The organism is Thiocapsa rosea, from assembly GCF_003634315.1.
Taxonomy (GTDB): Bacteria; Pseudomonadota; Gammaproteobacteria; order Chromatiales; family Chromatiaceae; genus Thiocapsa; species Thiocapsa rosea.
The window spans coordinates 3137089-3162706 of sequence record NZ_RBXL01000001.1 but is presented as its reverse complement, the minus strand read 5'-3'; the positions used below and the strand labels follow the sequence as shown (position 1 = coordinate 3162706).

At 64.3% G+C, this 25618-nt stretch carries 19 protein-coding genes; 12 read left to right on the top strand and 7 right to left on the bottom strand.

The annotated features are described in order from the left end of the window. Positions 1-368: 368 nt before the first annotated feature. The 3 genes from BDD21_RS14155 to BDD21_RS14145 all read right to left on the bottom strand — a co-directional run bounded on the left by BDD21_RS14155 (position 369) and on the right by BDD21_RS14145 (position 5034). The gene (locus tag BDD21_RS14155; protein WP_120797695.1) at positions 369-1301 is read right to left on the bottom strand and encodes a hypothetical protein; all 933 of its coding nucleotides are present in this window, start codon (positions 1299-1301) and stop codon (positions 369-371) included. A 170-nt stretch (positions 1302-1471) separates the two neighbouring features. After that, complete coding sequence (locus BDD21_RS14150) at positions 1472-2464, bottom strand: adenosine kinase (protein WP_120797694.1); 993 nt, start codon at positions 2462-2464, stop codon at positions 1472-1474. Positions 2465-2700: 236 nt separating this feature from the next. Next, a complete protein-coding gene (locus tag BDD21_RS14145; protein WP_120797693.1) occupies positions 2701-5034 on the bottom strand; it encodes a DNA internalization-related competence protein ComEC/Rec2 in 2334 nt (777 codons plus the stop codon). 149 nt (positions 5035-5183) lie between these two features. On the opposite strand from BDD21_RS14145, the gene BDD21_RS14140 reads away from it, so the two are divergent. Further along, on the top strand, positions 5184-5735 hold the full coding sequence (locus tag BDD21_RS14140; protein ID WP_120797692.1) for a DUF2062 domain-containing protein: 552 nt from the start codon (positions 5184-5186) through the stop codon (positions 5733-5735). On the opposite strand, the gene lolD is transcribed toward BDD21_RS14140, so the two are convergent. The 3 genes from lolD to BDD21_RS14125 form a co-directional block, all read right to left on the bottom strand. After that, the gene (lolD, locus tag BDD21_RS14135; RefSeq protein ID WP_120797691.1) at positions 5681-6379 is read right to left on the bottom strand and encodes a lipoprotein-releasing ABC transporter ATP-binding protein LolD; all 699 of its coding nucleotides are present in this window, start codon (positions 6377-6379) and stop codon (positions 5681-5683) included. The two genes, BDD21_RS14140 and lolD, sit on opposite strands and share 55 nt — an antisense overlap. Continuing rightward, on the bottom strand, positions 6372-7622 hold the full coding sequence (locus BDD21_RS14130; RefSeq protein WP_120797690.1) for a lipoprotein-releasing ABC transporter permease subunit: 1251 nt from the start codon (positions 7620-7622) through the stop codon (positions 6372-6374). The genes lolD and BDD21_RS14130 overlap by 8 nt, the downstream gene beginning before the upstream one ends. A 242-nt stretch (positions 7623-7864) precedes the next feature. Then, entirely contained in the window at positions 7865-10924 is a 3060-nt protein-coding gene (locus BDD21_RS14125) for a chemotaxis protein CheB (protein ID WP_120797689.1), read from the bottom strand. Positions 10925-11631: 707 nt separating this feature from the next. Here BDD21_RS14125 and BDD21_RS14120 point away from each other — a divergent pair. From BDD21_RS14120 to BDD21_RS14065, 11 genes are all read left to right on the top strand, one after another. Further along, positions 11632-13497 (top strand): putative bifunctional diguanylate cyclase/phosphodiesterase, encoded by a 1866-nt coding sequence (locus BDD21_RS14120; protein WP_120797688.1) that lies wholly within the window; start codon positions 11632-11634, stop codon positions 13495-13497. 123 nt (positions 13498-13620) lie between these two features. Continuing rightward, on the top strand, positions 13621-14052 hold the full coding sequence (locus BDD21_RS14115; RefSeq protein WP_147431083.1) for an STAS domain-containing protein: 432 nt from the start codon (positions 13621-13623) through the stop codon (positions 14050-14052). Positions 14053-14506: 454 nt separating this feature from the next. Continuing rightward, positions 14507-16819: a PAS domain S-box protein gene (locus BDD21_RS14110; RefSeq protein ID WP_120797686.1), complete on the top strand. Its 2313-nt coding sequence runs from the start codon at positions 14507-14509 to the stop codon at positions 16817-16819. Continuing rightward, the gene (locus BDD21_RS14105) at positions 16816-17430 is read left to right on the top strand and encodes a response regulator transcription factor (protein ID WP_120797685.1); all 615 of its coding nucleotides are present in this window, start codon (positions 16816-16818) and stop codon (positions 17428-17430) included. Before BDD21_RS14110 ends, BDD21_RS14105 begins: the two co-directional genes overlap by 4 nt. Before the next feature lie 230 nt (positions 17431-17660). Next, positions 17661-17954, top strand: a complete 294-nt coding sequence (locus tag BDD21_RS14095) for a PilZ domain-containing protein (RefSeq protein ID WP_120797684.1) — start codon at positions 17661-17663, stop codon at positions 17952-17954. Positions 17955-18202: 248 nt separating this feature from the next. Beyond that, entirely contained in the window at positions 18203-19237 is a 1035-nt protein-coding gene (locus BDD21_RS14090; RefSeq protein WP_120797683.1) for an agmatine deiminase family protein, read from the top strand. 292 nt (positions 19238-19529) lie between these two features. Then, positions 19530-19988, top strand: coding sequence for a hydrogenase expression/formation protein (locus tag BDD21_RS14085; RefSeq protein ID WP_120797682.1), 459 nt, complete (start codon positions 19530-19532; stop codon positions 19986-19988). Positions 19989-20005: 17 nt separating this feature from the next. After that, positions 20006-21115 (top strand): hydrogenase small subunit, encoded by a 1110-nt coding sequence (locus BDD21_RS14080; RefSeq protein ID WP_120797681.1) that lies wholly within the window; start codon positions 20006-20008, stop codon positions 21113-21115. Then, complete coding sequence (locus tag BDD21_RS14075) at positions 21112-21774, top strand: hypothetical protein (RefSeq protein WP_120797680.1); 663 nt, start codon at positions 21112-21114, stop codon at positions 21772-21774. Before BDD21_RS14080 ends, BDD21_RS14075 begins: the two co-directional genes overlap by 4 nt. Positions 21775-21824: 50 nt before the next feature. Beyond that, positions 21825-23090: a (Fe-S)-binding protein gene (locus tag BDD21_RS14070; protein ID WP_120799930.1), complete on the top strand. Its 1266-nt coding sequence runs from the start codon at positions 21825-21827 to the stop codon at positions 23088-23090. 1 nt (position 23091) lies between these two features. Continuing rightward, positions 23092-24822 carry a nickel-dependent hydrogenase large subunit gene (locus BDD21_RS14065; RefSeq protein WP_120797679.1) on the top strand — a complete coding sequence of 577 codons (1731 nt, stop codon included), beginning with the start codon at positions 23092-23094 and terminating at the stop codon, positions 24820-24822. A gap of 223 nt (positions 24823-25045) precedes the next feature. On the opposite strand, the gene BDD21_RS14060 is transcribed toward BDD21_RS14065, so the two are convergent. Then, positions 25046-25516: a CopD family protein gene (locus BDD21_RS14060; RefSeq protein ID WP_120797678.1), complete on the bottom strand. Its 471-nt coding sequence runs from the start codon at positions 25514-25516 to the stop codon at positions 25046-25048. Between the last annotated feature and the right edge of the window lie 102 nt (positions 25517-25618).

The window sequence follows — 25618 nt, the reverse complement described above, 5'->3', positions numbered from 1 at the left end:
TCCCTGATGCCGTCCGTCTTGAACAAACCGTCGCAGAGTTTTTCGTTGTCGTTGTCGTTGTCGTTGTCGTGCGGAATCCGATTACGATTACGATTACGACAACGACAACGAGAACATCGACAAGCGTGGGAACGGTACTCTTTTGTCGAGGTGTTTGACGTGTTTTCGAACCCTTCCTAAACCGCGCCCGGTGCAGTATGCGTCGTTTGTTGGATTGGCGTGGCCGCGCCGGCTCCGACGAGCGTCGGCGTGGGCGCGGTTTAAAATATTGAAAAATATTGAATGTTTAAACCGCGTCTCACCGAGATCGAGGACATCTCCGAAGCCAAACGCAACATGAAAATGACGCATGTCGCTCTGGGCGCGGTTTAACAGGTAGACGGGCAAACACCCCGGTCGCGAGCGAAGGCTTCCGACAGGCGGGCGGAGTCGAGCATGCGCACAAAATCCTCGGGCGGGAACAAGACCCAACCGCGAAAATCAGGGCTCAATGGCCCGGTGCACTCGCATGGCGGGGCGTCGTCGGCGAGATCCACCAGCCATAGTCCGCGCTGACCGGTCAGACCGAATGGGTTTTCCAAGCGGGTTTCGACCGCCCAAGTGCGCAGCCCCTGCAGGTGATCCCGGATCGCGGTCACGAAAACTTGCGCGATGAGTCCGAGCAAAAGGACCTCTTTGTATCTCAGCTCGATCGACTTCACACCCTGATGTGCGACGTCGAGACCGGCCTCCCTCGAACCCTCGGGCGCTCGCAGATACCTGGTGCTCACGACGAGCCGCACCGACAGGGCATGAAGATCGCGCCAAGATCCGGCGGGAAGCGGGATCTGCAGGCGCGCGGCATGTCGGATCTGATGCTGAAAGAAATGGAACAGGTTACGGACCGCCCAGGCGTTCAAATCGGCGTCCGGAGCGCGTTGGCGATCTGCGGCCTGCTCGATGGCCGCCGCAAGGTTGCGGAACATCAGCCGATAGAGACGCCCCTCGAATAGCGATCCGGGTCCGCCGGTTCGCGCGCCCGTCTCCTCGCCGAGGTGCTCGCAGGCATCCAGCAAGGGTGTCTTCCAGGCATGCAGGATTCGCAGTCGTGCGGCGGCGTCCAAATCGCACGCCAGCAAGGCTTCCAGCATCTCGGTCAGCTTCGCGGGTGAGATCCGCGCCCCGACCGACGGCAGGGTCGCCAGCACGCTGCTCGCAGACTCGAGATGACCCGACGAGACAGGCTCGCCGACCGCGATAGACAGGGTCATCCCCGACGGCAAACCGGGCGCGGGTCGAGCAGCGGTCTTCAAGGTCATCATTCCAAATCCGCGGGTCGATGACGAACCGCCGCGGATCTCTCGATCGACAGGTCCGCGGATAACCCTCCCCTGGAGCAAGTTCGTACGCTGAGCAGGATCCTTTAGCCGAATGCTAGCCCCGACCGACCGACTCGAACTGCCGACCGCTCCGCAGATTCAAAAAGGACCGATCAGCTGTCGAACCGTCTCAAGATCGCTTGCGTCTCGTCGGCGGAGATCCTCGGGCCGAGACTCGTCACCAGCTTCGCCGAAGCCGCGGAAGCGAGATTGCCTGCCCGCGCGTAATCCCAGCCTTGCCCGAGACCGTAGAGGAAGGCGCCCGCGAACATGTCCCCCGCACCGACCGTGTCCACGGCCTTGACCTTGATCGGCGCGATCTCGATCAGGCGCTCGCCGTCCCAGACCAAAGCACCGTCCGGCCCGCGCGTGATGGCGAAGGTCCGGCTGATGCCCTTGAGATACTCCACCGCGACACCGAGGTCCTCGCTGCCGGCCATGCCCATCGCCTCGAACGCGTTGGCGAAGAGCAGATCCACCCCGGAGCCGATCATCTCGAGTAGGCCGGACTTGAAGAACTTCACCATGTTCGGATCGGACAACGAGATGGCGGTCTTCACCCCCGCCGCGTCGGCGATCCCCTTCGCGATGATGGACGCCTCCCGAGCAGCATCCGAGGTCACCAGATAGCCCTCCGTGTAGAACCACTCCGAATCGCGCAGCGCGTCCTCGACCAGCTCCCCGACGGACAGGGCGCCGCTGACCCCCAGGAAGGTGCACATGGTGCGATCGCTGTCCGGCGTGACCAGGACGACGCAACGCCCGGTGTGTCCCTCGTCCTTGCGGGTGTGGTTGTTGGTGTCGACACCGCCTCGGACCAGATCGTCCATGTAGAAATGACCCAGCTCGTCGTCGGCCACCTTGCAGGAGTAGAAGGCTTTCCCGCCGAGCTGGCTGAGCGCAATGACCGAGTTCGCGGCCGATCCGCCCGACCCGCGACGCGGTTGGTGATGCTTGAGATGCGACATAATGGCCGATTGCTGCGCCTCGTCGACCAGGGTCATGACACCCTTGTCGATCCCCAGGATGCCGAGATCCGTCGCGTCCACCTCGTATTCCATATCCACCAACGCGTTGCCGATGCCGTAGACCTGATATTTCGCCATGTATCCCTCGTCTCCTCGCCGAAAAGGCGTCAGTGTATAACCGATCCGGATGAATCGCTTGCTGCCAATCAGTGAACCTCGGCACCCGGGGGCCAGCTCGAAATGACTCTCACGGAGACGCGGAGGGCACGGAGAATCCGAGATCTGTCCTTCGTGCGCTCCGCGTCTCCGTGGCTCCGTGAGAGGTTTCGGAAACCGGCTTCGTCGGCATCCGCGAACACAGGTCTCGACGCGGCTCAGTTGTTCGGGTATCCGTCCGCGCGATGGGTCCAGAATCGGCCGGCGCGCTCGCGCCATGTCCGGGGACCTTCGATGGTGCCGTCCAGCCCGAGCCGCAGCTCGATGGCGCCGACGAGACCCGTGTCGAGTGCCGGGATGCCGCGCGCCGAGACCCGCTCGCGCACCTCGGCGACGGGGAAGCCGAAATGGTTGGCGTACCCCGCGGCGTAGAGGACAAGCCCGGGCGCGACCGCGTCCAAAAACTCCGGATGCGTCGAGGTCGCGCTGCCGTGGTGACCGGCGACGAGCACATCGCTGGCGAGCGCATCCCCCCAGTCGCGGGCCAGGCGGCGCTCGACCCTGGCCTGGATGTCGCCGGTGAGGAGGATCGAGCGCCCCCCGGTCTCCATACGCAGCACGCAGGAGGCGTCGTTGCCGCGGAGCTCTGCATCGGGCGGGTGGATGAACCGAAACGTCACACCGGACCAGTCCCAGCCCTCCCCTGTCCGGCAGGGCACGACACCCGGCACACCCAGACGCGCCGGCTCTCCGCTGTCGATCCGATCGATCGGGACCCGTTTGGCCAAACCGGCCAGACCACCGGCGTGATCGCGGTCGGCATGGCTGACGACCAGACGCTCGATCCGGCGCACCCCTTGTGCCGCCAGAAAGGGCACAATCACCGCGCTGCCCGTATCGAAGCCGCTCGGAAACCCGGGACCCGTATCGTAGACGAGCGTGCCCTCGCGGGTGCGCACCACGGCGGACAGGCCAAGGCCGACGTCCAGCAGCGTAAACCACGCCTCGCCGTCGCTCGGCTGGGGTGTGCGCAGGACGAACATCGGAACCACGAGCAGCAGACCGAGCCAGCGCCCCGGAAGTCCGCGCGGCGCGAGCATCAGCGCAGCACCGGCGCCTGCGGCCAGCCAGACCCAGAGCGAACGCTCGGGCAGCATCATCGCGGCCCATGGTAAGGCCGCGATCCAGGCAAGCCCGTCCAGACACCACCCGAGCAGATGCGCTGTCCACTGCAACGGCCACCCGGAGACCGCGCCGAGTCCGGGAACGAGGCTCAGCAGACTGGTGACCAAAACCAGCGGTAGCAGGATCAGACTGAAGAGCGGCACGGCCACCAGATTCACCGGCGGCGCAATGAGCGAGGCCCGCCCGAAGAGCAGAAACAGCAGCGGCAAGAGACCGATCCCGACGGCCCACTGGGCGCGACCCCAGCGCGTCCACAGATCGCGGCTCGGCAGACGGTGGCCGAGACTGAACAAGAGCACCGCCACGGCGCCGAACGACAGCCAGAAACCGGGCGACAAAACAGCCCCCGGATCAACCAGCAGCACCCCGACCAGAGCGATGACGAGGGCATGGTAGGGTCGAAGCGTCCGCTGCCAGAGGAGCGCCGCGAAGACCACGGCGATCATGACGAGCGCGCGTTGGGTCGAGACCGCGAAGCCCGCCAATCCCGCATAGCCGAGCGCGGCGATCATCCCGCCGACCGCCGCCGCGCGCGGTGCGGCAAACGCGGCCGTGAGACCGGCACTGCGCGACCAAAGCCAGCGCACCAGAACGAAGACCGCACCGGCGATCAAGCCGACATGCAACCCCGAGATCGCCACCAGATGGTTGGTCCCGGTGCGCGTCAGCACCTCCCAGTCGTCCTGATCGAATCCCGAGCGATCGCCGATCACCAGGGCCTGTAAGAGCGGCAGGGCCGGTGCGCCGTCCAAGACCCGGGCGAGATGCTCGGACAGCGCCTGTCGCCGACGGTCGAGCCAATAGCGGCCTGCACCCGCATCGAGCCGCTCCGGCGGCTCGCCCCGACGCAGATTGCCCGTGGCCTGCACACCCTGCTCGAACAGCCAGCGCTCGAAGTCGAAGGTGCCCGGATTGGCCAGACCGTGCCGGGGCTTGAGCCTCACGGGCAGTCGCCACTGCTCTCCGGCGCGCAAGGGCGGCGCACCGTCGTACCAGGAGAGTCGGACCAGGCCGGTGAAGGGGATGCGCTCGCCCTCATGCCGGGCGCGCTCCACCTCGAACAGGAATCGCCGGGCCAGACCCGAATCGGTCGGGATCGAGGCGATGCGCCCTTCCAAGACCAGGGGCGCACGGGCCAGGTCATCCGGAAAGGGCGAGCAAAGCAGCAGGCAGGCATTCCAGTGCGCCCAGAAGGCACCGAGCAGGAGCCAGAAGGGCCATCGAAGCGGGCGCCAACGCCACGCGGCGAGACCGAGGGCGACCACGACGAGTCCTGTCGGGGCAAGCGGCGGAAGCCCGGGCAGCAGGTAAACAACGGCAACGCCGGAGGCGAATGCGAGACCGCCAGCGGTCGTGCTCCGGGTCATTGTCGAAGCACCGCAGGGGGTTCGCCATCGCCGTTCGAGGGCCTGCGCCGGACCCGACACCACGGATCACAGCATCTTTCCATGACTGGTTTATACTCCGCGGCCTGTCCCTGTGGCGCCTGTGGCGTAAGATCCAACGGACTTGCGGCGTGAAACGATGGCTCAAGCGAAACCTACCTGCGGCCGGCACCTTCCGGACCAATCGCCATTTCGGCGTCTTCGGCAAGCTCCTGCATGACCCCAACCTTTGGCACCTGAACCGTCACTCGGTCTCGGGCGCCACTGCAATCGGTCTGTTCGTGATGTTTTTGCCGCCGCTCGGCCAGTCGCTGATCGCCGCTTGGGCAGCCATCGTCCTGCGTGTGAACCTGCCGATCTCGGTGGTGGTGTGCTGGATCTCCAATCCGATCACCATTCCGCCGATGTTCTATTTCGCCTACCGCCTGGGCTGCTGGATGCTCGGCATCGAGCCCGGTCATTTCGAGCTGAAGTACTGGCTGGACTGGCGCCACTGGATCGCGGTGATTTGGCCGTTGATGCTCGGCAGTCTGGCCTGCGCGATCATCTGCTCCGGACTCGGTTATCTGACCATCCAGACGATCTGGCGCTGGCGCCTGATGCGCCGGATCCGCGAGCGACGGGAACGCTACCGGGCGTCAGTGTCGCGCGACAACTGCCCGTCGTCCAATCGCCAGACCTGATCCATGCGCGCGGCCAACTCTTGGTCGTGCGTGACGATGACCAGACTGGTGCCGATCGCGACATTGAGCTCCAGCATCAGGTCGAAGACACGGCCGGCGGTGACCCGATCGAGGTTTCCGGTGGGTTCGTCCGCCAGAAGACAGGCCGGATGGGTGACCAAGGCGCGCGCGACGGCTGCACGCTGACGCTCGCCGCCCGACATCTCGCCCGGCTTGTGCCGGGCGCGGCTTCCGAGGCCCACGCGATCGAGCAAGGCCGCCGCGCGATCGCGCGCCTCGGCCGGGCGGCTGCCGCCGATGAGCAGCGGCATGGCGACGTTCTCGAGCGCGGTGAACTCGGCGAGCAGATGATGGAACTGATAGACAAAGCCGAGATGGCGGTTGCGCAGCAGGCCGCGCTTGGCTTCGGAGAGTCGGTTGACCTCCTGACCGAGCCAGCGCAGGCTCCCGCTGCTCGGGCGCTCCAGTCCGCCGACACAATGCAGCAGGGTGCTCTTGCCCGAGCCCGAGGCCCCGACGATCGCGATCCGCTCGCCGGCGCCGACGCGAAAATCCACGTCGCGCAACACATCGACCTCCAGCGGACCCTGACGGAAGGTCTTCGACAGGCCCTTAACCTCCAGCACGGGCACGAGATCACTCATAACGCAGGGCCTCGGCCGGTTGGGTCGCGGCTGCGCGCCAAGCGGGATAGATGGTCGCGAGCACGGACATCAGGAAGGCCGCACCGCCGACGAAGAGCACGTCTTCGAGATGCACGTCCGAGGGTAGCGCGCTGATGTAATAGATGGTCGGATCCAGGAAATGAACGCCGAAGAGCCCCTCGATCCCGGCGACGACGGTCTCGACATTCAGTGCGAGGATCACGCCCGCTACCATCCCGATCAGGGTCCCGACCAGACCGATCGCCGTGCCCTGCACCATGAAGATCCCCATGATGCGGGCGGGCGAAGCACCGAGCGTGCGCAGCACCGCGATATCGGCCTGCTTGTCGGTGACGACCATCACCAGGGTCGAGACGATGTTGAAGGCGGCCACGGCCACGATCAGGAAAAGGATGATGCTCATCATCCGCTTCTCCATCGCCAGTGCGCTGAAGAAGTTACTGTGGACCTGGGTCCAGTCCAAGACGCGGTAGACCCCGCCAAGCTCGTAGGCGATATCGCGCGAGAGTCGCGGCGCCAGCCACATGTCGGTCAGCTTCAGGCGCACGCCCGAGACCGCATCGCCCAGGCTCAGCAGCTTGGCCGCGTCGTCCATCTGCATAAAGGCGGCATTGCGATCGTAGTCCGCCATGCCGACCGAGAAGACGCCGCTCACGGTGAAGCGTTTGAGCCGCGGCATGATCCCGACCGGTGTTGCGCTCACCTGAGGCGTGACGACCGTGACCTTGTCGCCGGGAACCACGCCCAGGAAGTTTGCCAGATCCTGTCCGAGGATGATCCGAAACTCGCCGTCGACGAGATCGTCCACCGAGCCCGCGACCATATCCCGCCGCAGCTCCGCGACCTGGTCTTCCTCCGTCGGAACGATGCCGCGGATCAGGGCGCCGCTCACCTGCGAGCCGTTGACCAGCATCCCTTGGACCTCGACGAAGGGTGCGGCGCCGACGACGTTCGGATGGGCGCGTACCCGCTCCAGGACGTCGCGCCAATCCTCGATACCTCCCCCGTAGGGATCGGCGAGCGTGGCATGCGAGGCCATGCTCAGAATCCGAGCCTGGATCTCTTTGTGGAAACCGTTCATCACCGAGAGCACCACGATCAGCGCCACGATGCCGAGCGTGATGCCCACCATCGAGGTGCCGGAGATGAAGGAGATGAAATGATTACGGCGTTTCGCGCGCGTGTAGCGAAGACCGATGTAGATGGCGATGGGATGGAACATGGCGCGGGATTTAACCACAAAGGTCGCCGCAGCGCCCGAAAACCGTGGGACGGAAACCGGAATGCCGCGTCCCGGCCCCGTCCTTTCGACCGGCCGGTAGAGTGGACGAGCGAAACCGTTTGCTGTCGTTATGTTTCTCGTTGTCGTTGTCGTTGTCGTTGTCGTTGTCGTAATCGGATCGATTGTCGACAACGACAACGACAACGATCTCGGACGGTCTCGGAACCTCTGCACTGCTCCAACTAGCTGTCGATCTTGCCTACGGGCCGTTCGGTGGTCGCAAGCGCGTAGGGGATCCCGCGGGCGTCCAGCAGTGCGATGGGATGAATCAGCACGCGAATACGACTGCCGTTCGCGTGCAGACGCTCGCTCTGGAACGGCTCGACGCGCTCGCCGCGTCGCAGCCGCTCGATCATGGTCCGATAGAGCGACATCGCCTCGGGCGGGATGAGGCGCTCGATCGACATCGCCAGGGCATCGCTCTCGGGATAACCGTAGATCCGCTCGGCCGCCGGATTCCAGGCGCGGATGGACCCGTCGAAGCCCTGCACCGTCATGGCATCGTCGGCATCCTTCACCAGGACCGCGAGACGTTGCACCTGCTCCAATGCACTGCGCAGGCGAGCCTCGGAGGTCTTCACCTCGTCGGCGTCGACGAAGACGACGACCGCGCCCTCGATGCGGTTCTCCGCGGACTTGTAGGGACGAATCCGCACCGAGTACCAATGGCCGTCCTTGTCCTGAAGCTCCAGCGCCTGGGGTGTCACCTGATCGATGACCGCCTGTACCCGGCGCTCGAGATCGGGAATATCGATATTCGGCTTGATGTTGCCGATGGGCCGGCCGAGATCCGAGGAGATCAGATTCAAGAGCGGCTCGGCCTGCGGCGTGAACTGGCGGATGCGCAGGTCCGGCCCCAGGATCAGCACGGGGAGATGGACGCTGACGAGCAGATTACCGAGATCGCTGTTGGCCTTCGCCAGCTCTTGGTTGCGACTCTCCAGCTCGCAGTTGACCGTCGCCAGCTCCTCGTTGGTCGATTGGAACTCCTCCTTGGCCGTCTCCAGCTCCTCGACGGTGCTCTGCAGCTCCTCGTTGGCGGACTGGATCTCCTCGTTCGCGGACCTGAGCTGCTCGTTGTTGCGCTCCTGTTCCGTGATGATCGATTGAAGATAGTCCCGCGTGGAGGTCAGCTCGCGCTCCAGCGCGACGATGCGCTCGTCCACCGGCATCGGGGGCTCGCTCGTCGCGCCGGGCACCACGCCGGCACGCGGCTCGGTAGTCTCTGTCTCGTCGAACAGCACCAACAACCGATCGGGTGGCCCGCCGTCGTCGATCGGCAGCACCCGCAGACCGACCCAGGCATCGGTGCCGTTGCGCCGATACCAGACGCGGCTCTTGCCCACGGGCGCGCCGCTGGTACACGCCTCCCGGATGGCCGCGCGCAGCTCGACCACAAGCTCGCGACGCGCCAGCTTGAGCAGATTCAGGGTGGCCGCACCCGGGATCGGATCCAGATAGCGGCCGGTCTCGCCGCGGAACAGCAGGATATCCAGGTCGCTCGACACCACCACACCCGGCGGCCCGTAGTGTTTGAGGATCATCCGATCGGTCGCTTCGGCGAGATCGATCGGCTCGAGCCGACCCGGCGCAGCGGGGGCGACGGGGTCGTCGCCCGGCGCTTGAAAGGGTCGCGGCATCAGCACGGGGCCGGCGAGGTCGAGCCGGGGCACGTTGGATTTTTTTGTATAGATCTTGCTCCTCTGGTCGAGCAGCGCGAAGAGGTCGGCCCGTGCCCCGATGGACTCGGAGGACCCCAACATCAGAAACCGATTCGGCTCCAAGGCATAGTGGAAGATCTGCAGGGCCTGCTTCTGCAAAGGCGGCCCGAAGTAGATCATGAGGTTGCGGCAGGACACCAGATCCAACCTGGAGAAGGGCGGATCCTTCACCAGGTTCTGCACCGCGAAGATGCACAGATCGCGCACCTGTTTGACGACCTCGTAGCCGCCGGCGGCCTTGACGAAGAAGCGCTTGAGCTGCTCGGGTGCCAGGTGCGCGACGAGCTGATCGGCGAAGAGACCGGCGCGGGCCTTGTCGATCGCCTTCGCGTCGATATCGGTCCCGAAGATCTGGATGCGCGCCCCGACCGCCCGGTCGCCGAGATAGTCGATCATGGCGATGGCGATCGAATAGGCCTCCTCGCCGGTGGCGCAGCCGGGCACCCAGACGCGCACCGGGTGCTCGGCGTGCAGCTCCGCGAAGAGGACCGGAAAGACCTTCTCGCGCAGGGCGTCGTACGCCTCGGGCTCGCGAAAGAACCCGGTGACGCTGATGAGTAGGTCGTCGAACAGTTTCGCGACCTCCTCGGGCTCGGATTGGAGATAGCGCACGTACTCGGCAAGCCGGTTGATCCGATGCACGGCCATGCGCCGCTTGATCCGCCGTAGGATGGTGTCGCGCTTGTAGAAGCTGAAGTCGTTTCCGGTGTGCATGCGCAACAGCATGAAGATCTTGCCGAGATCCTCTTCGTTGCCGCCCGGCAGCTCCGCAATCGTGCGCGTGGGCTGGCGCAGATACGGGTGACGCGCGATGCGTGCAAGCTCGCACGCCATCTCCGGCGGCGCCATCACCAGGTCGACACAGCCGGCGGCGATCGCGCTGCCCGGCATCCCGTAGTGCTCCGCGCTCTGTCGGTCCTGGGCGAAGGTCATTCCGCCGGCCGCCTTGATCGCCTTCAGCCCGTGCGTCCCGTCCGAGCCGGTCCCGGACAGGACCACACCGATGGCCTTCGGGCCCAAGTCGTCCGCCAGGGTTTGCAGGAAGCCGTCCACGGGCAGGTGCAGCCCCCGATCCTCTTGACGCGCCAAGACGAGCAGCCGCCGATGATGCAGCCCGAGCGAGCAATTCGGCGGGATGACATAGACATGATCGGGCTCGACCGGCTCGCCGTCCACGGCCTCGCGCACCGGCATCCGGGTCGCCGCGACCAGCAGATCGACCAGGAGACTGGGATGTGCCGGATCCAGATGCTGAATGAGCACGAAGGCCATGCCGGTGCGCGTCGGCAGATGGTGCAGCAGGCGACGAAAGGCATCGAGTCCGCCGGCCGAGGCCCCGATCCCGACAATCGGGAAGACCTCGTTCTCGGACTCGGCATCCCGGTCGGCGGGGTTCTCGTGCTCACCGCCCGAGGGCTCGGCAGGTGCATCGCTCTCCTCGGCATGCGAGGGCGGTTGCGAGGGCTCGGAGGAAAACTCCGTTGGAGAGGCATGTCTCGATGCTTGTGGATCAGAGTTCATCGGTGACTCCTTGCAATCGTTCGCGGGATCAATGCACGCGCGAAGTGACCTGTCAACTCACTGCGAGCGACCGCGCTTCATCGAGATACCTTCGGTTCCGTAAGACTACCTAGCACACTCGCGTGAAGCCACGATATAAGATTTCAGTTTCTACTCATATACTTTGACTTAAACCGCGCCCGGTGCGGTATGCGATGTTTTTGGATGGGATCGGCCCCGGTCGTTTTGACGACCGCTGGAGACGGCGCGGTTTAAGGGATTAAAAAGTATATGATTTTAAACCGCGTCCCCGCTAAGGGCCGTAGACACACCAAACGTCGAACTCACGCGAACGTGAGCGTCTCGCTCTGGACGCGGTTTAGGGTGATTTCCGGGAATAGTCATCCCGACAGCGAGCGACTGGAAGGCATCGAGTCCTTGATGCCGTCAGTCTTGAGCAAAGCGTCGCAGAATTCAGCGTCGCAGAATTTTTCGTCGTCGTTGTCGTTGTCGTAATCGGATTCCGGACGATTACGACAACGACAACGACAACGACAACGACAACGATAACGATAACGACAACGAGTAGACCGTTCGACCACTGGTCCTGGTTGCGGCTCTTCCGGTAGATCCTTTTCCGGAAATCACCTAGGAACACCGTCTGACAACAAACGACGGCAAGGCCCAATCAATGGCCACGTCGCGCCAAACACGCAGGAGCGCACCGAATGGCGAAACCGATCGGATGGGAAGAGGAGGACGTTACCCCCCGGGGCGAAACCTCAAGAGAACAGGCGGGCAGCAAGGACGAGCTGCACCGCCTCATGCACGATTTAAAGACCCATCAAATCGAGCTGACACAGCAGAACCACGAGCTTCGCGACGCCCAGCGCTCGCTTGAGATCTCGCGCGACCGCTATGCCCGACTCTACGACCGGGCACCCGTCGGCTATTGCACCCTGGATCGCGGCGGAATCATCCGCGAGATCAACCTCACCGGTGCCTCGATGCTCGGGATGGAGCGCGGGCACCTCATCGGCACGCCGCTGTGGAGTCATCTCGATGCAGGTCAATCACGCGCGCTGCACGCGCACATCGAGGCGGTGCAGCACAGCGCAGAGCGCCGCGCGCTTGGCGTCCGACTGACCTCGCGCGACACCGGGCACGCAGTGGATCTGAGGCTCGAGAGCGAGCCCGCTCGCGGCGACGACGGCGAAGCGGTCTGTCTCACCGTGATGATCGATGTCACCGAGCAGCGACACCTGCTCGAGCAGCTCAAGGAGCGCGAGCAGTCGCTCTCCCGGCTCGCCCTGCACGATCCGCTCACCGGCTTGGCGAATCGCGCCCTCTTCTCCGATCGGCTCGATCAGTCGATCGCACGCGCACAGCGCACCGGGGAGCGGCTTGCAGTCCTGTTCATCGACCTGGACCGCTTCAAGTTGATCAACGACAGCTTCGGTCACTCCTTCGGCGACAAGGTCCTCAAGGACGTCGCCACGCGACTCAAAGCGCAGATCCGCAAGGACGATACGGTCGCACGCATCGGCGGGGACGAGTTCCTCATGCTCGTCGCCCCGGTGGACTCTCCGGACGCCGCTGCCGCGGTCGCGCGCAAGCTGATCGAGCTGCTGCGCCACCCCTACACGGGTCCCCAAGGCGAGATCGCGCTGACCGTCAGCATCGGCATCAGCCTCTGTCCCGACGACGGCACAGCGGCGGAAAACCTTGTTCGTCAAGCCGACACCGCGATGTATATCGCCAAGCAGGGCGGTCGGAACACCTTCCGCTTCTACGCCGCGGATATGACCGCGCAAGCCTTCGACCGAATCCTGCTCCGATCGGGTCTGGCCAACGCCGTGGAACGCGGCGAGCTGGTACTGGCCTACCAACCGCAACTCGCCCTGGATACAAGGCGCATTGCGGGCATCGAGGCGCTCGTGCGATGGAACCATCCGGTGCTCGGCTGCCTGGCGCCCGTTGGGTTTCTGGCCCTGGCCGAGGAGACCGGACTGATCCGCGGAATCGATGCCTGGGTGTTGCGCACTGCCTGCACGCAGCGCAAGCGTTGGCAGGCCGAGGGACTCGACGAGGGAACACACATCAAGATTAATTTGTCGAAGAAGGAACTTGAGCGCCCGGATTTTGCCGACGATCTCGAAGCCCTGCTCCACGAGCTGGATCTCGATGCACGCCTGGTGAGCCTGGAGCTGACAGAGACGCGGCCCGTTTCGGACTCCGTCTCGGCACTGGAGACGGTTCGCCGGTTGAAAGGGCTCGGGATCGAACTCTCGATCGACCATTTCGGCGCAGGCTCCTCCTCGCTCATGGATCTGAAGCGACTGCCGATCGGGGAGCTGAAGATGGACAAATCCTTGATCGACGGGCTTCCGCACGACAGCGACGACGCGGCCGTCGCCCGCGCGATCCTCGCACTGGGCAAGACCCTGGGCATGCGCGTCGTCGCGCAGGGCGTCGAGAAGCAGAGCCAGGCCGATTTCCTTCAGGAGGCCGGCTGCACACTTGCTCAGGGGTTTCTCTACACCCAACCGCTCGGTGAGAACGAGCTGATGCGGTTCGTCAGGACCTGGACCTGATGCAGCAACGCGAAAACCGGAGCAATTCCGCCGGGGAGCACAGGCGCATCCCGGTTCGGGAAGGTGCCGCGGAAGACGCGCGGCGCGAACGATAACGACAATGACCGGGAGGAGAGCAGCACCATGACTCGACTCGACTCGATGCGCGTGCGGACGGCGTCATCGGCCTTGCAGAGCAAAGGCGATCAATCCATCAGAATCCTCGGATTCCACGAAGCGGAGCGCTACGGCTCCGACCAAACGGGCAACCATACCCCGAGACTCGCAACCCCTGCCGCGGATCTCGACTACGAGATCGACGACGGCCACCTGCACATTCGGATCGACGGCTCGCTGGATCTGCGCTGCGCCTTTGCCTTGCTGCTGATCGGCCAAACGGTGGACGAGAGCATCGATACCTGTACGCTCGACCTGACCGGCGTCGACCGGATCTTCGACTCCGGAATCGCGGTACTCGTCTTGGTCGCCCGGGCGCTGAAGGAGAAAGGCGTGGAGCAGATTCGAATCCACGGCCTCGACCTCGAGAGCGCGACCCTGCAACCGTTTTTGATGTAAACGTCCCGGGATATCGCCTGATCGAACGCTGCTCGACCCCTTCGGCTCATGGCCGATCGGCTTCACTCGGTAAGAACGGTCGGTCGGGTGGAGGAGCGGAAGCGAGATCCCTGGAGCCTTGCGACGGCGCTGGTGGACTGCGCTGCGCTTGTCCACCCGACGGCGCTTGTTCACGGGCGAGGGCGCTTGTCCAACTTCACGGAAGCGGAATCGACACGGCCGGCGTCGCGGATCGGCCAGGATCTTCTAAAATGGAGGTGGATATACCAAGCGCACCCGGGGTTTTCGCAACACAGGGTACGTCCAGCATGCGTCGGGACATGGCGCGCCGACGCGGCCGAAACCCAACGACAGACCCCGAAACGGCGACACCGAGACGGGTGCCGAGCACAGCACACCCGAACGCCGGCATCGTAACCCAAACCGCCGGCCGCACAATGGAGGTGCCGGTCCAATGGCAAGATTCGACCAAGCGAGCGATGCGCAACTGACGCGGCTTTTGGCTGAGATGGAGCGCGCAGGCAAGGGATCGGACGAGCTGACCCGCCTCGTGCATGAGCTGCAGGTCCATCAGATCGAGCTCGAGCAGCAAAACCGCGAGCTGCTCGCGGTGCGTGCGGTGCTCGAAGAGTCTCGCGAGCGCTATGCAGACCTCTATGATTTTGCCCCCGTCGGCTACCTCTCGATCGACGTCGCAGGCAGGATCCAAGACATCAACCTAACCGGCGCCAAGCTGCTCGGGCAATCGCGAGACCAATTGATCGGTCGGGCATTGAGCACGTACATCGTCCCGGACGACGACATGCTCCTGAAGGCTCATCTCGCCGACGCATTGCACTCGCAGGCGCGCAGGAGCTGCGAGCTGCGACTGCGGCCGGACAGCGCGGCGATCTGTGAGGATCCGCAAACCCTGATGCTCGAAAGCCTGCTCGAGGCCGGGAGCAGCCCGTCGCGGATCCGCGTCATCCTCTCGGATATCACCGAGCGCAAGCGCGCGGAACGCGATCGCAGTCAACGCGACATCGCGGCAGCGGCTGCCGAGTCGCGCCATCGGCTGGTGAGCGGGCTTGAGCGGCTGTCGGCCGCGGCAACGGCCGCGTTCGACCCGCATGCGGTCTTGAACGCCCTGTTGCGGGTCGTGCAGGACCTCCTGCGGGTGGATCGCGCCTGGCTGCTGCATCCATGCGATCCCGACGCGACCGAGGTCCGAATTCTGGCGGAGGCCGCCGTTCCGGGCTGCCCCGGCGAACCCCTGACCGACCGCACCATCCCGACAGACGACCCACTGCGCCACCTGATCCGCGCGGCCCTGAACGCATCCGATCCGGTGCAGGATCCCGATCCGAGTGCGGTTCCGATGCTCGGCAGCGGCTTCGCGCCGCGCTCGCGCTTGATCATCGCCGTACGCCCCGAGGGCGATCGGCCCTCCCTGCTCGGCCTGCATCTGTGTCGCGTCGAACGCACCTGGAGCGAGGACGATCTGACGCTGACGCGTGCGCTCGCCGGACGGCTCGCAGACATCCTCGACATCCTCGCCGTGCAGCGCGCGCTGACCGAAAGCGAGGAGCGTTTTCGCGCGACCTTCGAGCAAGCGGCGGTCGGCATCTGTCACCTCGACCAGGAGAGTTCTTTTCTCCGGGTCAACCGCAAGCTCTGCGACATCCTCGGCTACACCCAAAAGGAGCTGCTCGCTCGGACCTGCCGCGGTCTCGTCCACCCGGAGGATCGCGATAAATTGATGCGCTACGTCGCAAGGATCGACGGGGACACGCCATACGACCGCGTCCGCGACCGCGTTCGGGACGACGGCCAAAGCCTCGAACTGCGATTTATCGGCAAGTCGGGCCAGGCCATCTGGTGCAACCTGACGATGGCCGTCGTGCGCGATTCGAGCGGAGCCCTGCGCTATTTCATCGGCGTCATCGAGGACATCAGCGTGCGCAAGCAGCTCGAAGAGCGCGAGTCCAGACACCGCCACGCACTCTTCAGGGTCGGGCGCATCAGCACCATGGGCGAGATGTCCAGCGCCATTGCCCATGAGGTCGCCCAGCCGCTCATGGCCATCAGCACCTATGCCGGCGGGGCGCTCGAGCGTCTCGACAGCGCGCCGACCGAGGTCGAGCCGCTGCGTCTTGCGTTGCGCCAAATCTCCAGGCTCGCCGCGCGTGCGGGCCGGATCATCGAGCGGATTCGGGATTTTTCCAGGCAGCATGCCAGCGCGACCCGACCGATCGACCTTGCGGCCATCAGCCGAGCCGCCGTCGGCATGCTCGAGCCCGAGATCAGGACGAACGCCGTGAAGGTCGAGATTCGGGTCGGTGCCGATCTGCCCTTCGCCAGCGCTGACCCGGTCGAGATCGAGCAAGTCTTGATCAACCTCCTGATGAACGGCATCGAGGCGATGCGCAACACGCCAACCGCCGAGCGCCGCTTGAGTGTCACGATCGAGCGCGCCGACCCGGATCGGGTGCGGGTCGCCGTCGCCGATCGCGGAGTCGGTCTGGACCGGACCGACTCGCCCCGTCTGTTCGATCCCTTCTTCACGACAAAGGAAGGCGGTACCGGGCTCGGGCTTTCGATGAGCCGAACCATCATCGACTCCTATGGGGGGCGCATCCGGGCCGAGCCGAATCCCGGGGGCGGCGCGGTGTTTGCCTTCACGCTGCCCGGACATCGCGCGGGCAATGCGACCGACCGGTCGCCCGCAAGCGTGGCCGATCGCTCGCTCGATGGCCCGCCAGGAACAGCCAGCGGAGAACCGAAATGAGCCCCAAATCGACGGTATTCGTGATCGACGACGACGAGGACGTGCGCCAGTCTCTGTGCTGGCTCTTCGAGTCGGTATCCATACCCGTCAAGGTCTTCGGATCGGCGGCCGCATTTCTCGCCGATCCGGGCTGCGCGGGTCCGGGCTGCCTGGTCCTGGATGTGCGCATGCCGGAGATGGACGGGCTCGAGCTGCTCGAGGTCCTGCGCACGCAACGCATCGGCCTGCCCGTGATCATGATCAGCGGACACGCCGACGTGCCGATGGCGGTGAAGGCGATGCAGTCCGGTGCCGTCGATTTCATCCAAAAACCGGTCAATCACCAGGACCTCCTGCAACGCGTGCGCAGGGCACTCGCCGCGGACGAGCGCTTTCGGGCCGAGATCGGCGACCCGCGGATCATCGCCGAGCGGCTCGAGCAGCTCACCGTCAAGGAGCGCGAGGTGCTCGAGGCGATCGTGAACGGAAGCACCAACAAGGCGATTGCCGGCACGCTCAACCTCAGTGTCCGAACGGTCGAGACACATCGCGCCAACCTGATGCGCAAGCTCGGGGTCCACTCGACCGCGGATCTGGTCCGCTTGACGCTGGCATGCCGACTGCGCCTGTAACTCGTTAATAACGCATTAGAAATCAGTTGAGCACCGAATCCAATCGTTGTCGTTGTCGTTGTCGTTGTCGTTGTCGTTGTCGTTGTCGTTGTCGTTGTCGTTGTCGTTGTCGTTGTCGTAATCGACCGTCGATACGACAACGACAACGAGAATGATCTCGGACGGTCTCGGAATTTCCGCACCGCTCCGCTACGAACCAAAAGATATAGAGAAGAGGAGGACTCGAGAGGATGGAACGCCGATGGCATCATCGAACCGAGATCGATATCCCCGCAACCCTCGCCGTGAACGGCAAGCATCTCCCGGCGCCTTGCAGAATCAGAAACTTCAGTGCGGGCGGACTCTTTCTCGAGACCGCCCAGACCACCCAGACCCTCGCGCGCCATCAGTTCGTTCAGGTGCACATCCATCCGCACGGCGTCTCGCCGCGTATCATCGAAGGCATGATCATTCGTGTCGATGACGCAGGGGTCGGGATCGAGGCCGATACCCGCTTCTGGTCGCAAGCACTCAACTGGGGGTGACGGCGCGCTCTCGGGCTACAATAGGCGCATCGACAAGCCAACGACACCGCGTCCAGAGCGAGATGCTAAATTTTCGAGTGATCTCGACGTTTGGCGCATCCACCGCCCTTAGCGGGGACGCGGTTTAAAATACTCTATTTTGAATAGCTTAAATCGCGCCGGCTCCAGCGGTCGTGAAGTCTGCCGAGGCCGATCCCATCCAACAACATCGCATACCGCACTGGGCGCGGTTTAATAAGAGGTCTGCCATGCGCCGATTTCCCGCAGAGTGGGAGCCCCAGAGCGGGGTCATGCTCACCTGGCCTCACGAAGACACCGACTGGGCCGATCAGTTGGATCGGGTCGAGCGCCTCTATGCCGATCTTGCCGCCCTGATCGGGCGTTACGAGCCGGTGCTGAACGTCTGTCGCCACCCCGAGCACGCCGCGGCCGTGCGCGCACGCCTCGCAGCGGCGGGCGCCGATCCGGAGCGCCAGCGTTTCGGTCTCGCCCCGAGCAACGACACCTGGGCGCGCGATCACGGGCCGATCGGCGTCCGCACACACGCGGGAGAGCCGCTCCTGCTCGATTTCCGTTTCAATGGCTGGGGCGGAAAGTTCGCCGCGGATCACGACGACCGGATCACCGAGACGCTGAGCGAAGGTGGCCTCTTCGGCGAAACCCCGCTGGAGCCCGTCGACCTGGTTCTCGAAGGCGGTGCGGTCGAGACCGATGGTCGGGGCACCCTACTCGCGGTCACCCGGACGCTGGTCGACCCACGCCGCAACCCGGGCCTGACGCGGGAGACGATCGAGCAGATGCTCGCCGAGCGTCTCGGCATCCATCATGTCCTGTGGCTCGAGCACGGCGCCATCAGCGGCGACGACACCGACGGTCACATCGACACCTTGGTGCGCTTCTGCGCCCCCGACACACTCTGCTACGCCCGCTGCAGCGACCCGACCGATGCGGATTTCGACGCGCTTCAGGCGATGGAGCGCGAGCTTCGGGCTTTGCGCGACCCACAGGGCAATCCCTACCGTCTGGTGCCCTTGCCGACCCCCGCACCCGTTTTGGACGACGACGGCGAGCGCCTCCCTGCAGGCTATGCGAACTTTCTCCTCATCAACGGTGCCGTGCTTGTGCCGACCTACGACACCCTCGCCGACGCCGAGGCGCTCGACACCCTCGGCCAGCTCTTCCCGGAGCGCGCCGTCCTGCCCGTCGACTGCCGTCCCCTGATCCGCCAAGGCGGCAGCCTGCACTGCATCAGCATGCAGCTGACGCAGGGCGTGCTGTCTTAAACCGCGCCCAGCGCGGCATGCGATGTTTTTTGGACGGGATTGGCCCCGGCAGACTTGATGGCCGCTGGAGCCAGCGCGGTTTAAGAGATTAAAAAATAAATCATCCGAACCGCGTCACAGCGGAGAGTCTCGGAATCCGCTAGCGTTCGAACACCCTCCAGCACCCGGATGAACCACAGTGACGCGGTTCGGATCATTCGAGTTTGCTAACTTTCTAATTAGCTGCGCTGCATCAAATCCGGGAGGCGGCAAAGCGCCTAGAATTCCAGGCGGATAAGGCGAGGTATGTTGTATGTCGTTGCTGGATCAGATTCCCGTCGTCGTCGAAAGCGGCTCGGTCGTGCCCGAGGCTGATCCGCATCCGCAAGGATACGGCAATGCCGAACCCGTTCTGCATGAAGTCCGCCACGCCTTGGCGCGTCTGATCAGTACCGGCGAGACCACCAAGATCGATCTGAAGGCGATGCCCTTCGGCCCCGGCGACTTGGAGCACTTGCTCTCGGTGCTGGGCACCGGCGAGGTCCAAGCCAGCATCGATGCGCTCGGTCCGACACGCGTGCAAGAGACCGCCATCCCCGGGGTCTGGCTGGTCGATTATCTGAATTCCGAGGCGCATCGCCTCGCCCTGCATCTCGAGATCGCGACTGTGCCCGAGATCCTGTGTCCGCAGCCGCAGGATCTCAACGACGCGATCGCCGCGCTCGACGCCCGCTTGAACCCGGACCAGAGCGACCCGCCTCTCGCGTCCTGACATCTGAAGGAGGGACTATGGCTGCCCGTAAACCCACTGAGAAAACACTCGGCGAGAGCCTTCGCGAACGCGGCGTCTCGCGCCGTGGCTTCCTGAAGTTCTGTGCCGCGACCGCCTCGATGATGGCGCTGCCGCCGAGCATGGCGCCGGCGATCGCCGCGGCGCTGGAGAAGGCCAAGCGACCGTCGGTCATCTGGCTGTCGTTCCAGGAATGCACCGGCTGTACCGAGTCGCTAACCCGCAGCCATGCCCCGACGCTCGAAGATCTGATCCTCGACGTCATCTCGCTGGATTATCACCACACCCTGCAGGCCGCTGCCGGCGATGCCGCCGAACACGCACGCGAGGAGGCGATGGCTGCGAATCCGGGCGAGTATCTGGTCATCGTCGACGGCTCCATCCCGGGTCCGAAAGCCAACCCGGGATTCTCGACCGTCGCCGGTCACAGCAACTACGCCATGCTGATGGAGACGGTGGAGAACGCCGCCGCCGTCATCGCGGTCGGCTCCTGTGCGACCTTCGGCGGTCTGCCCGCGGCCAACCCCAATCCGACCGGCGCCATGTCGGTGATGGATCTGGTGAAGAACAAGCCGGTCATCAACGTCTCGGGCTGTCCGCCGATCCCGATGGTGATCACGGGCGTCATCGCCCATTACCTCACCTTCGGACGGCTGCCCGAACTCGACGCCTACAACCGTCCGATGGCCTTCTACGGTCAGTCGATCCACGACCGCTGCTATCGCCGACCCTTCTACGACCGGGGCCTCTTCGCCAAGACCTTCGACGACGAAGGCGCGCGTCTCGGCTGGTGTCTGTATGAACTCGGATGCAAGGGCCCGACCACCTACAACGCCTGCGCGACCATGCGCTGGAACGACGGCACCAGTTGGCCGGTCGAGGCCGGACATCCCTGTCTGGGCTGCTCCGAGCCAAAATTTTGGGATGCCGGCGGCTTCTACAACGCGGTCTCGGTGCCGACCTCGGCGTCCGGCATGAACGTCCTGGCCGCAGGTGTGCTGGGTGCGGTCGTCGGCGGTGCGGTCGCGGTATCGGCCAAGAAACAGACCAAGGCCGAGGTCGCCCACCGTCAGCCCGTCACGGTCGAGGAATTGGAGGCGAAGCTATGAGCGGCTCGATGGAGTTTCTGCTATGGACCAAGGGTCCGATGTTCAACATCGCGATCGCCATCTTCGCGATCGGTCTGCTGGTGCGCATCGCCGAGATCCTCATGCTCGGGCGCAAGAAGAACTTCGCCGAGGCCCGCGCCGGTGAGTGGCTTCCCGGTCTGCGGACCGTTGTCACCCGCACCGTCGCGGACCCGGGCACCTTCCAGCGCGCGCCCTTCAACGTCGTCGTCGGCTGGATCTGGCATATCGGCTTCCTGATCACGCTGCTGCTCTTCCTGCCGCACATCGCCGTGATCGAGAGCTTGACCGGCCTGTCCTGGCCGGCGCTGCCCAACCCGGTCATCAGTCTGGTGACCTCCGTCACCCTGGTCGCGCTGATCGCCACCTTGGTGCATCGGATGACACATCCGGTGAAGAGGCGCATCAGCACGGTCGAGGACTATGTGGTCTGGGCCGTGGTCTTCGCGGTCGTGCTGACGGGATGGCTGGCCTATTACCGCCTGGTCGACCCCTATCCGCTGGTCCTGGGCATGCACATCCTTTCGGCCGAGATCATGCTGATCCTGCTGCCCTTCACCAAGCTCACGCACATCTTCACGACCTTCATCGCACGCTGGTACAACGGGGCCGCATTCGGCCGCAAGGGGGTGCAGTCATGAGCGAGCTGACACTTGAACGGGGCCATACCCAGCCGCAGGAGGATTCGAAGGTGAGCGAGTTGACACTCGAACGGGGCCTCGCGGCCTTTCGCGCCGAGGTCGACGGACCTGTCGCCGCGTTTTTCTCAAGCTGCGTGCACTGCGGCATCTGTGCGCAGGCCTGCCCCTTCTATCTGGAAACGGGCGATCCCAAATACACGCCGATCCTCAAGCTGGAGCCGCTGCGCCGCGTCTGGGAGAACGACTTCACACTCTTGGGCAAGATCAAGGGCAAGCTCGGCCTGCAACCGAAGGTCACCGACGCGATGCTGGCCGAATGGGAGGAGCTGCTCTACGACTCCTGCTCCATGTGCGGTCGCTGCTCCATGGTCTGTCCGGTCGGCAACGATCTGGCGCTGATGATTCGCAAGTCCCGCGAGGGCATGGTCCAGGCCGGACATGCGCCGGAAGGACTGATCGCCGCCTCGGTGCGCGCCATCCAGACCGGCAGCCCCATGGGTCTGCAATGGAAGACGCTGGCGGTTCAGATCAACCATGTCCAGACCAGCAGCGGACTGGAGGTCCCGGTCGACAAGGAAGGCGCCGAATATCTGGTGATGCTCTCCTCGATGGAGATCATCAACTTCCCCGAGTATCTCGAAGCCATCACCAAGATCTTCGACCATGCCGGGGTGACCTGGACGCTCTCGACCCAATGCTTCGAGGCGACCAACGCCGGCATCCAGATCGGCAACAAGGACATCGCCGCCGAACTGGTCGAGCGTGTCGTGGCCGCGGCCGAGAAGCTCAAGGTGCCCAAGGTCATCAGCCCCGAGTGCGGACATGCCTTCACGGCGATCCGCTGGGAAGGCCCGAACCTGATCGGCCGGCCCTATCCCTTCAAGGTCTTCCATATCATCGAGGTCCTCGAGGAGCTGCGCGCGAGCGGGCGGATCAAGACAGAAGGCATGGAAACCGATCGCCTCTCGATGCACGATCCCTGCAACCTCGCCCGCAAGAGCGGCGTGATCCAGCAGCAGCGCAACCTCATGAACCTGGTCGCCGAGAACTTCGTCGAGCTCAAGGAGCACGGCAAGTTCCAGTGGTGCTGCGGTGCAGGCGGCGGGGTCAGCTCCAACGAGCGCGCGGAGCCGCTCAAGATGGCCGCCTTCAAGCGCAAGAAGGCGCAGATCGAGGAGGTCAACCCGGAACGCATGGTCACCATGTGCGCCACCTGCCGGACCCAGCTCGAAGAGGGTCTGGAGGAATTCAACATGGAGATCCCGGTGGTCGGTCTCACCGAGATGATCGCCGAGCACCTGGTGGAGAAGAACTGAGATGAGCGAACGCATCGTCGTCGATCCCGTCACCCGCATCGAGGGCCATCTGCGCATCGAGGCCCAGATGGACGGGGAGAACATCGCCCAAGCCTACAGCTCCGGGACCTCGGTCCGCGGACTGGAGACCATCTTGAAGGGCCGCGACCCGCGCGATGCCTGGGCCTTCGCCCAACGCATCTGCGGCGTCTGCACCCTGGTGCACGGCATTGCCTCGGTCCGATCGGTAGAGGACGCGCTCAAGATCGAGCTGCCGCCCAACGCCCAGCTGATCCGCAACCTCATGATCAGCGCGCAGTTCGTGCACGATCATGTGATGCACTTCTATCACCTGCACGCGCTCGACTGGGTCGACGTGGTCAGCGCCCTGAGCGCGGATCCCAAGGCGACCTCGGACCTGGCGCAATCCATCAGCAGTTGGCCCAAGTCCTCGCCCGGCTATTTCGCCGATACCCAGAAGCGCATCAAGACCTTCGTTGAATCCGGCCAGCTCGGCATCTTCGCCAACGGCTATTGGGGCCATCCGGCCTACAAGCTGCCGCCCGAGGCCAACCTCATGGCGGTCGCGCATTATCTGGAAGCGCTGGCCTGGCAGCGCGATGTCGCGCGTCTGCACGCCATCTTCGGCGGCAAGAACCCGCATCCGAACTTCGTCGTCGGCGGCGTGCCCTCCCCGATCGATATCGACTCGGATTCGGCTATCAACGCCAAACGGCTTGCCGAGGTGCAGCAGATCCTGCAATCCATGCAGACCTTCGTCGACCAGGTCTATGTCCCGGACACCCTGGCGATCGCGAGCTTCTACAAGGATTGGGGTGAACGCGGCGAGGGCCTGGGCAACTTCATGAGCTACGGCGACCTTCCGGCCACCGGAACCATGGATCCGGCACAGTTCCTGTTCCCGCGCGGCGTGATCCTCAATCGCGATCTCAGCACCATCCACGAGATCGACCTGCACGACCAGGGGCAGATTCAGGAATACGTGGCCCACTCCTGGTACAAGTATTCGGGCGGCAACAACCAGGGGCTTCACCCCTACGACGGCGAGACCAACCTTGAATACAACGCGCGCGGCGGCGTGAAGCCACCGTACACGCAACTGGACATGAACGACGGCTATTCCTGGATCAAGGCGCCGCGCTGGAAGGGTCACGCCATGGAGGTCGGCCCGCTCGCCCGCGTGCTCCTGCTTTATGCCAGCGGCCACGAGCAGACCAAGGAACTGGTCGAGATGACACTCTCGACGCTGGACCTTCCAGTCACCGCGCTCTACTCCACGCTCGGACGCACCGCCGCCCGAACCCTGGAGACCAAGATCCTCGCCGACGCGGCGCAGGGCTGGTACAACGAGCTGATCGCCAACATAAAGGCCGGCGACAGCCGCACCTTCAACGAGACCCTTTGGGAACCGTCGAGCTGGCCCGACGAGGCCCGCGGTGCCGGTTATATGGAAGCCCCGCGCGGTTCGCTCGGTCACTGGATCGTGATCAAGAACGGCAAGATCGCCAACTACCAGGCGGTCGTCCCCTCCACCTGGAACGCCGGCCCACGCGACCCGAACAACCAGCCCGGCGCCTACGAGGCCGCACTGCAGGACAACCACCAGGTGTTCGACGTGAAGCAGCCGATCGAGATCCTGCGCACCATCCACTCCTTCGACCCCTGCATCGCCTGCGCGGTGCATCTGACCGATCCGGAGACGGGTGAGCAGATGGAGATCAAGATCGCCTGAGGCGATTGTCGGGGAACCCGGAAAAAGGCCGCGAATCGCGGCCTTTTTTTGGGGGTCGAGATTGAGTAGACGTCTTCACGGCCTGAAGCACCTGTTCGAAACCAACGTCGTGCGCGCAGGTTCGGGCCGTCCGCGGCCTATAGCGCCCAACGTTATGGGCGACAACATCCGGGGCACAGCGAGCGCCCCGGATCGAGATAAGCGGCAGCTTATGAATCGCCCTTCAGCGACCGATCAAGGCCGGCCCCGCGGCAGCGATGACGACGGTCGCCAAACCAAGGGCCAGATTCACGGCCATCAACCCTCGAATCCACCCGAACATGGAAGCGGCTTTCGGCCAGTCGGCGGCGGCGACGCTGCCCTGCATCCGGCGGAACGGGATGAAATAGATCAGGGTGAAGATCAACGTCATGATCAGCGCAGTGCCCATCATGGCGTGGACATAAAGCCCGGCCTTGCCGCCCGAAACCCCGAGGAACACCCAGAGTCCGCTGAGCCACAGAACCGCGATCGAGCCCCAGACCCAGGGGAAGAAGCGCTGAAAGACACCGAGTGCCACGCGCAGGCGAGGCTGCGGATCCAGCGCCGCTTTGAGCGTCGGACGCAGTGCGAAATGGGCGAAAAACATCCCGCCGACCCAGATAAGACCGGCGACCTGATGCAGAGCGATCGGGATGGCAATTTGGAGGTTCATGGTCGGTATCCTGGTGGAATGTCAACAGGGCATTACAGTTGGGCGCAGAGCGCCTGAACGGGGTGTCGCATCTCCGCAGCGGTATGGCGAGATGACCGTTCT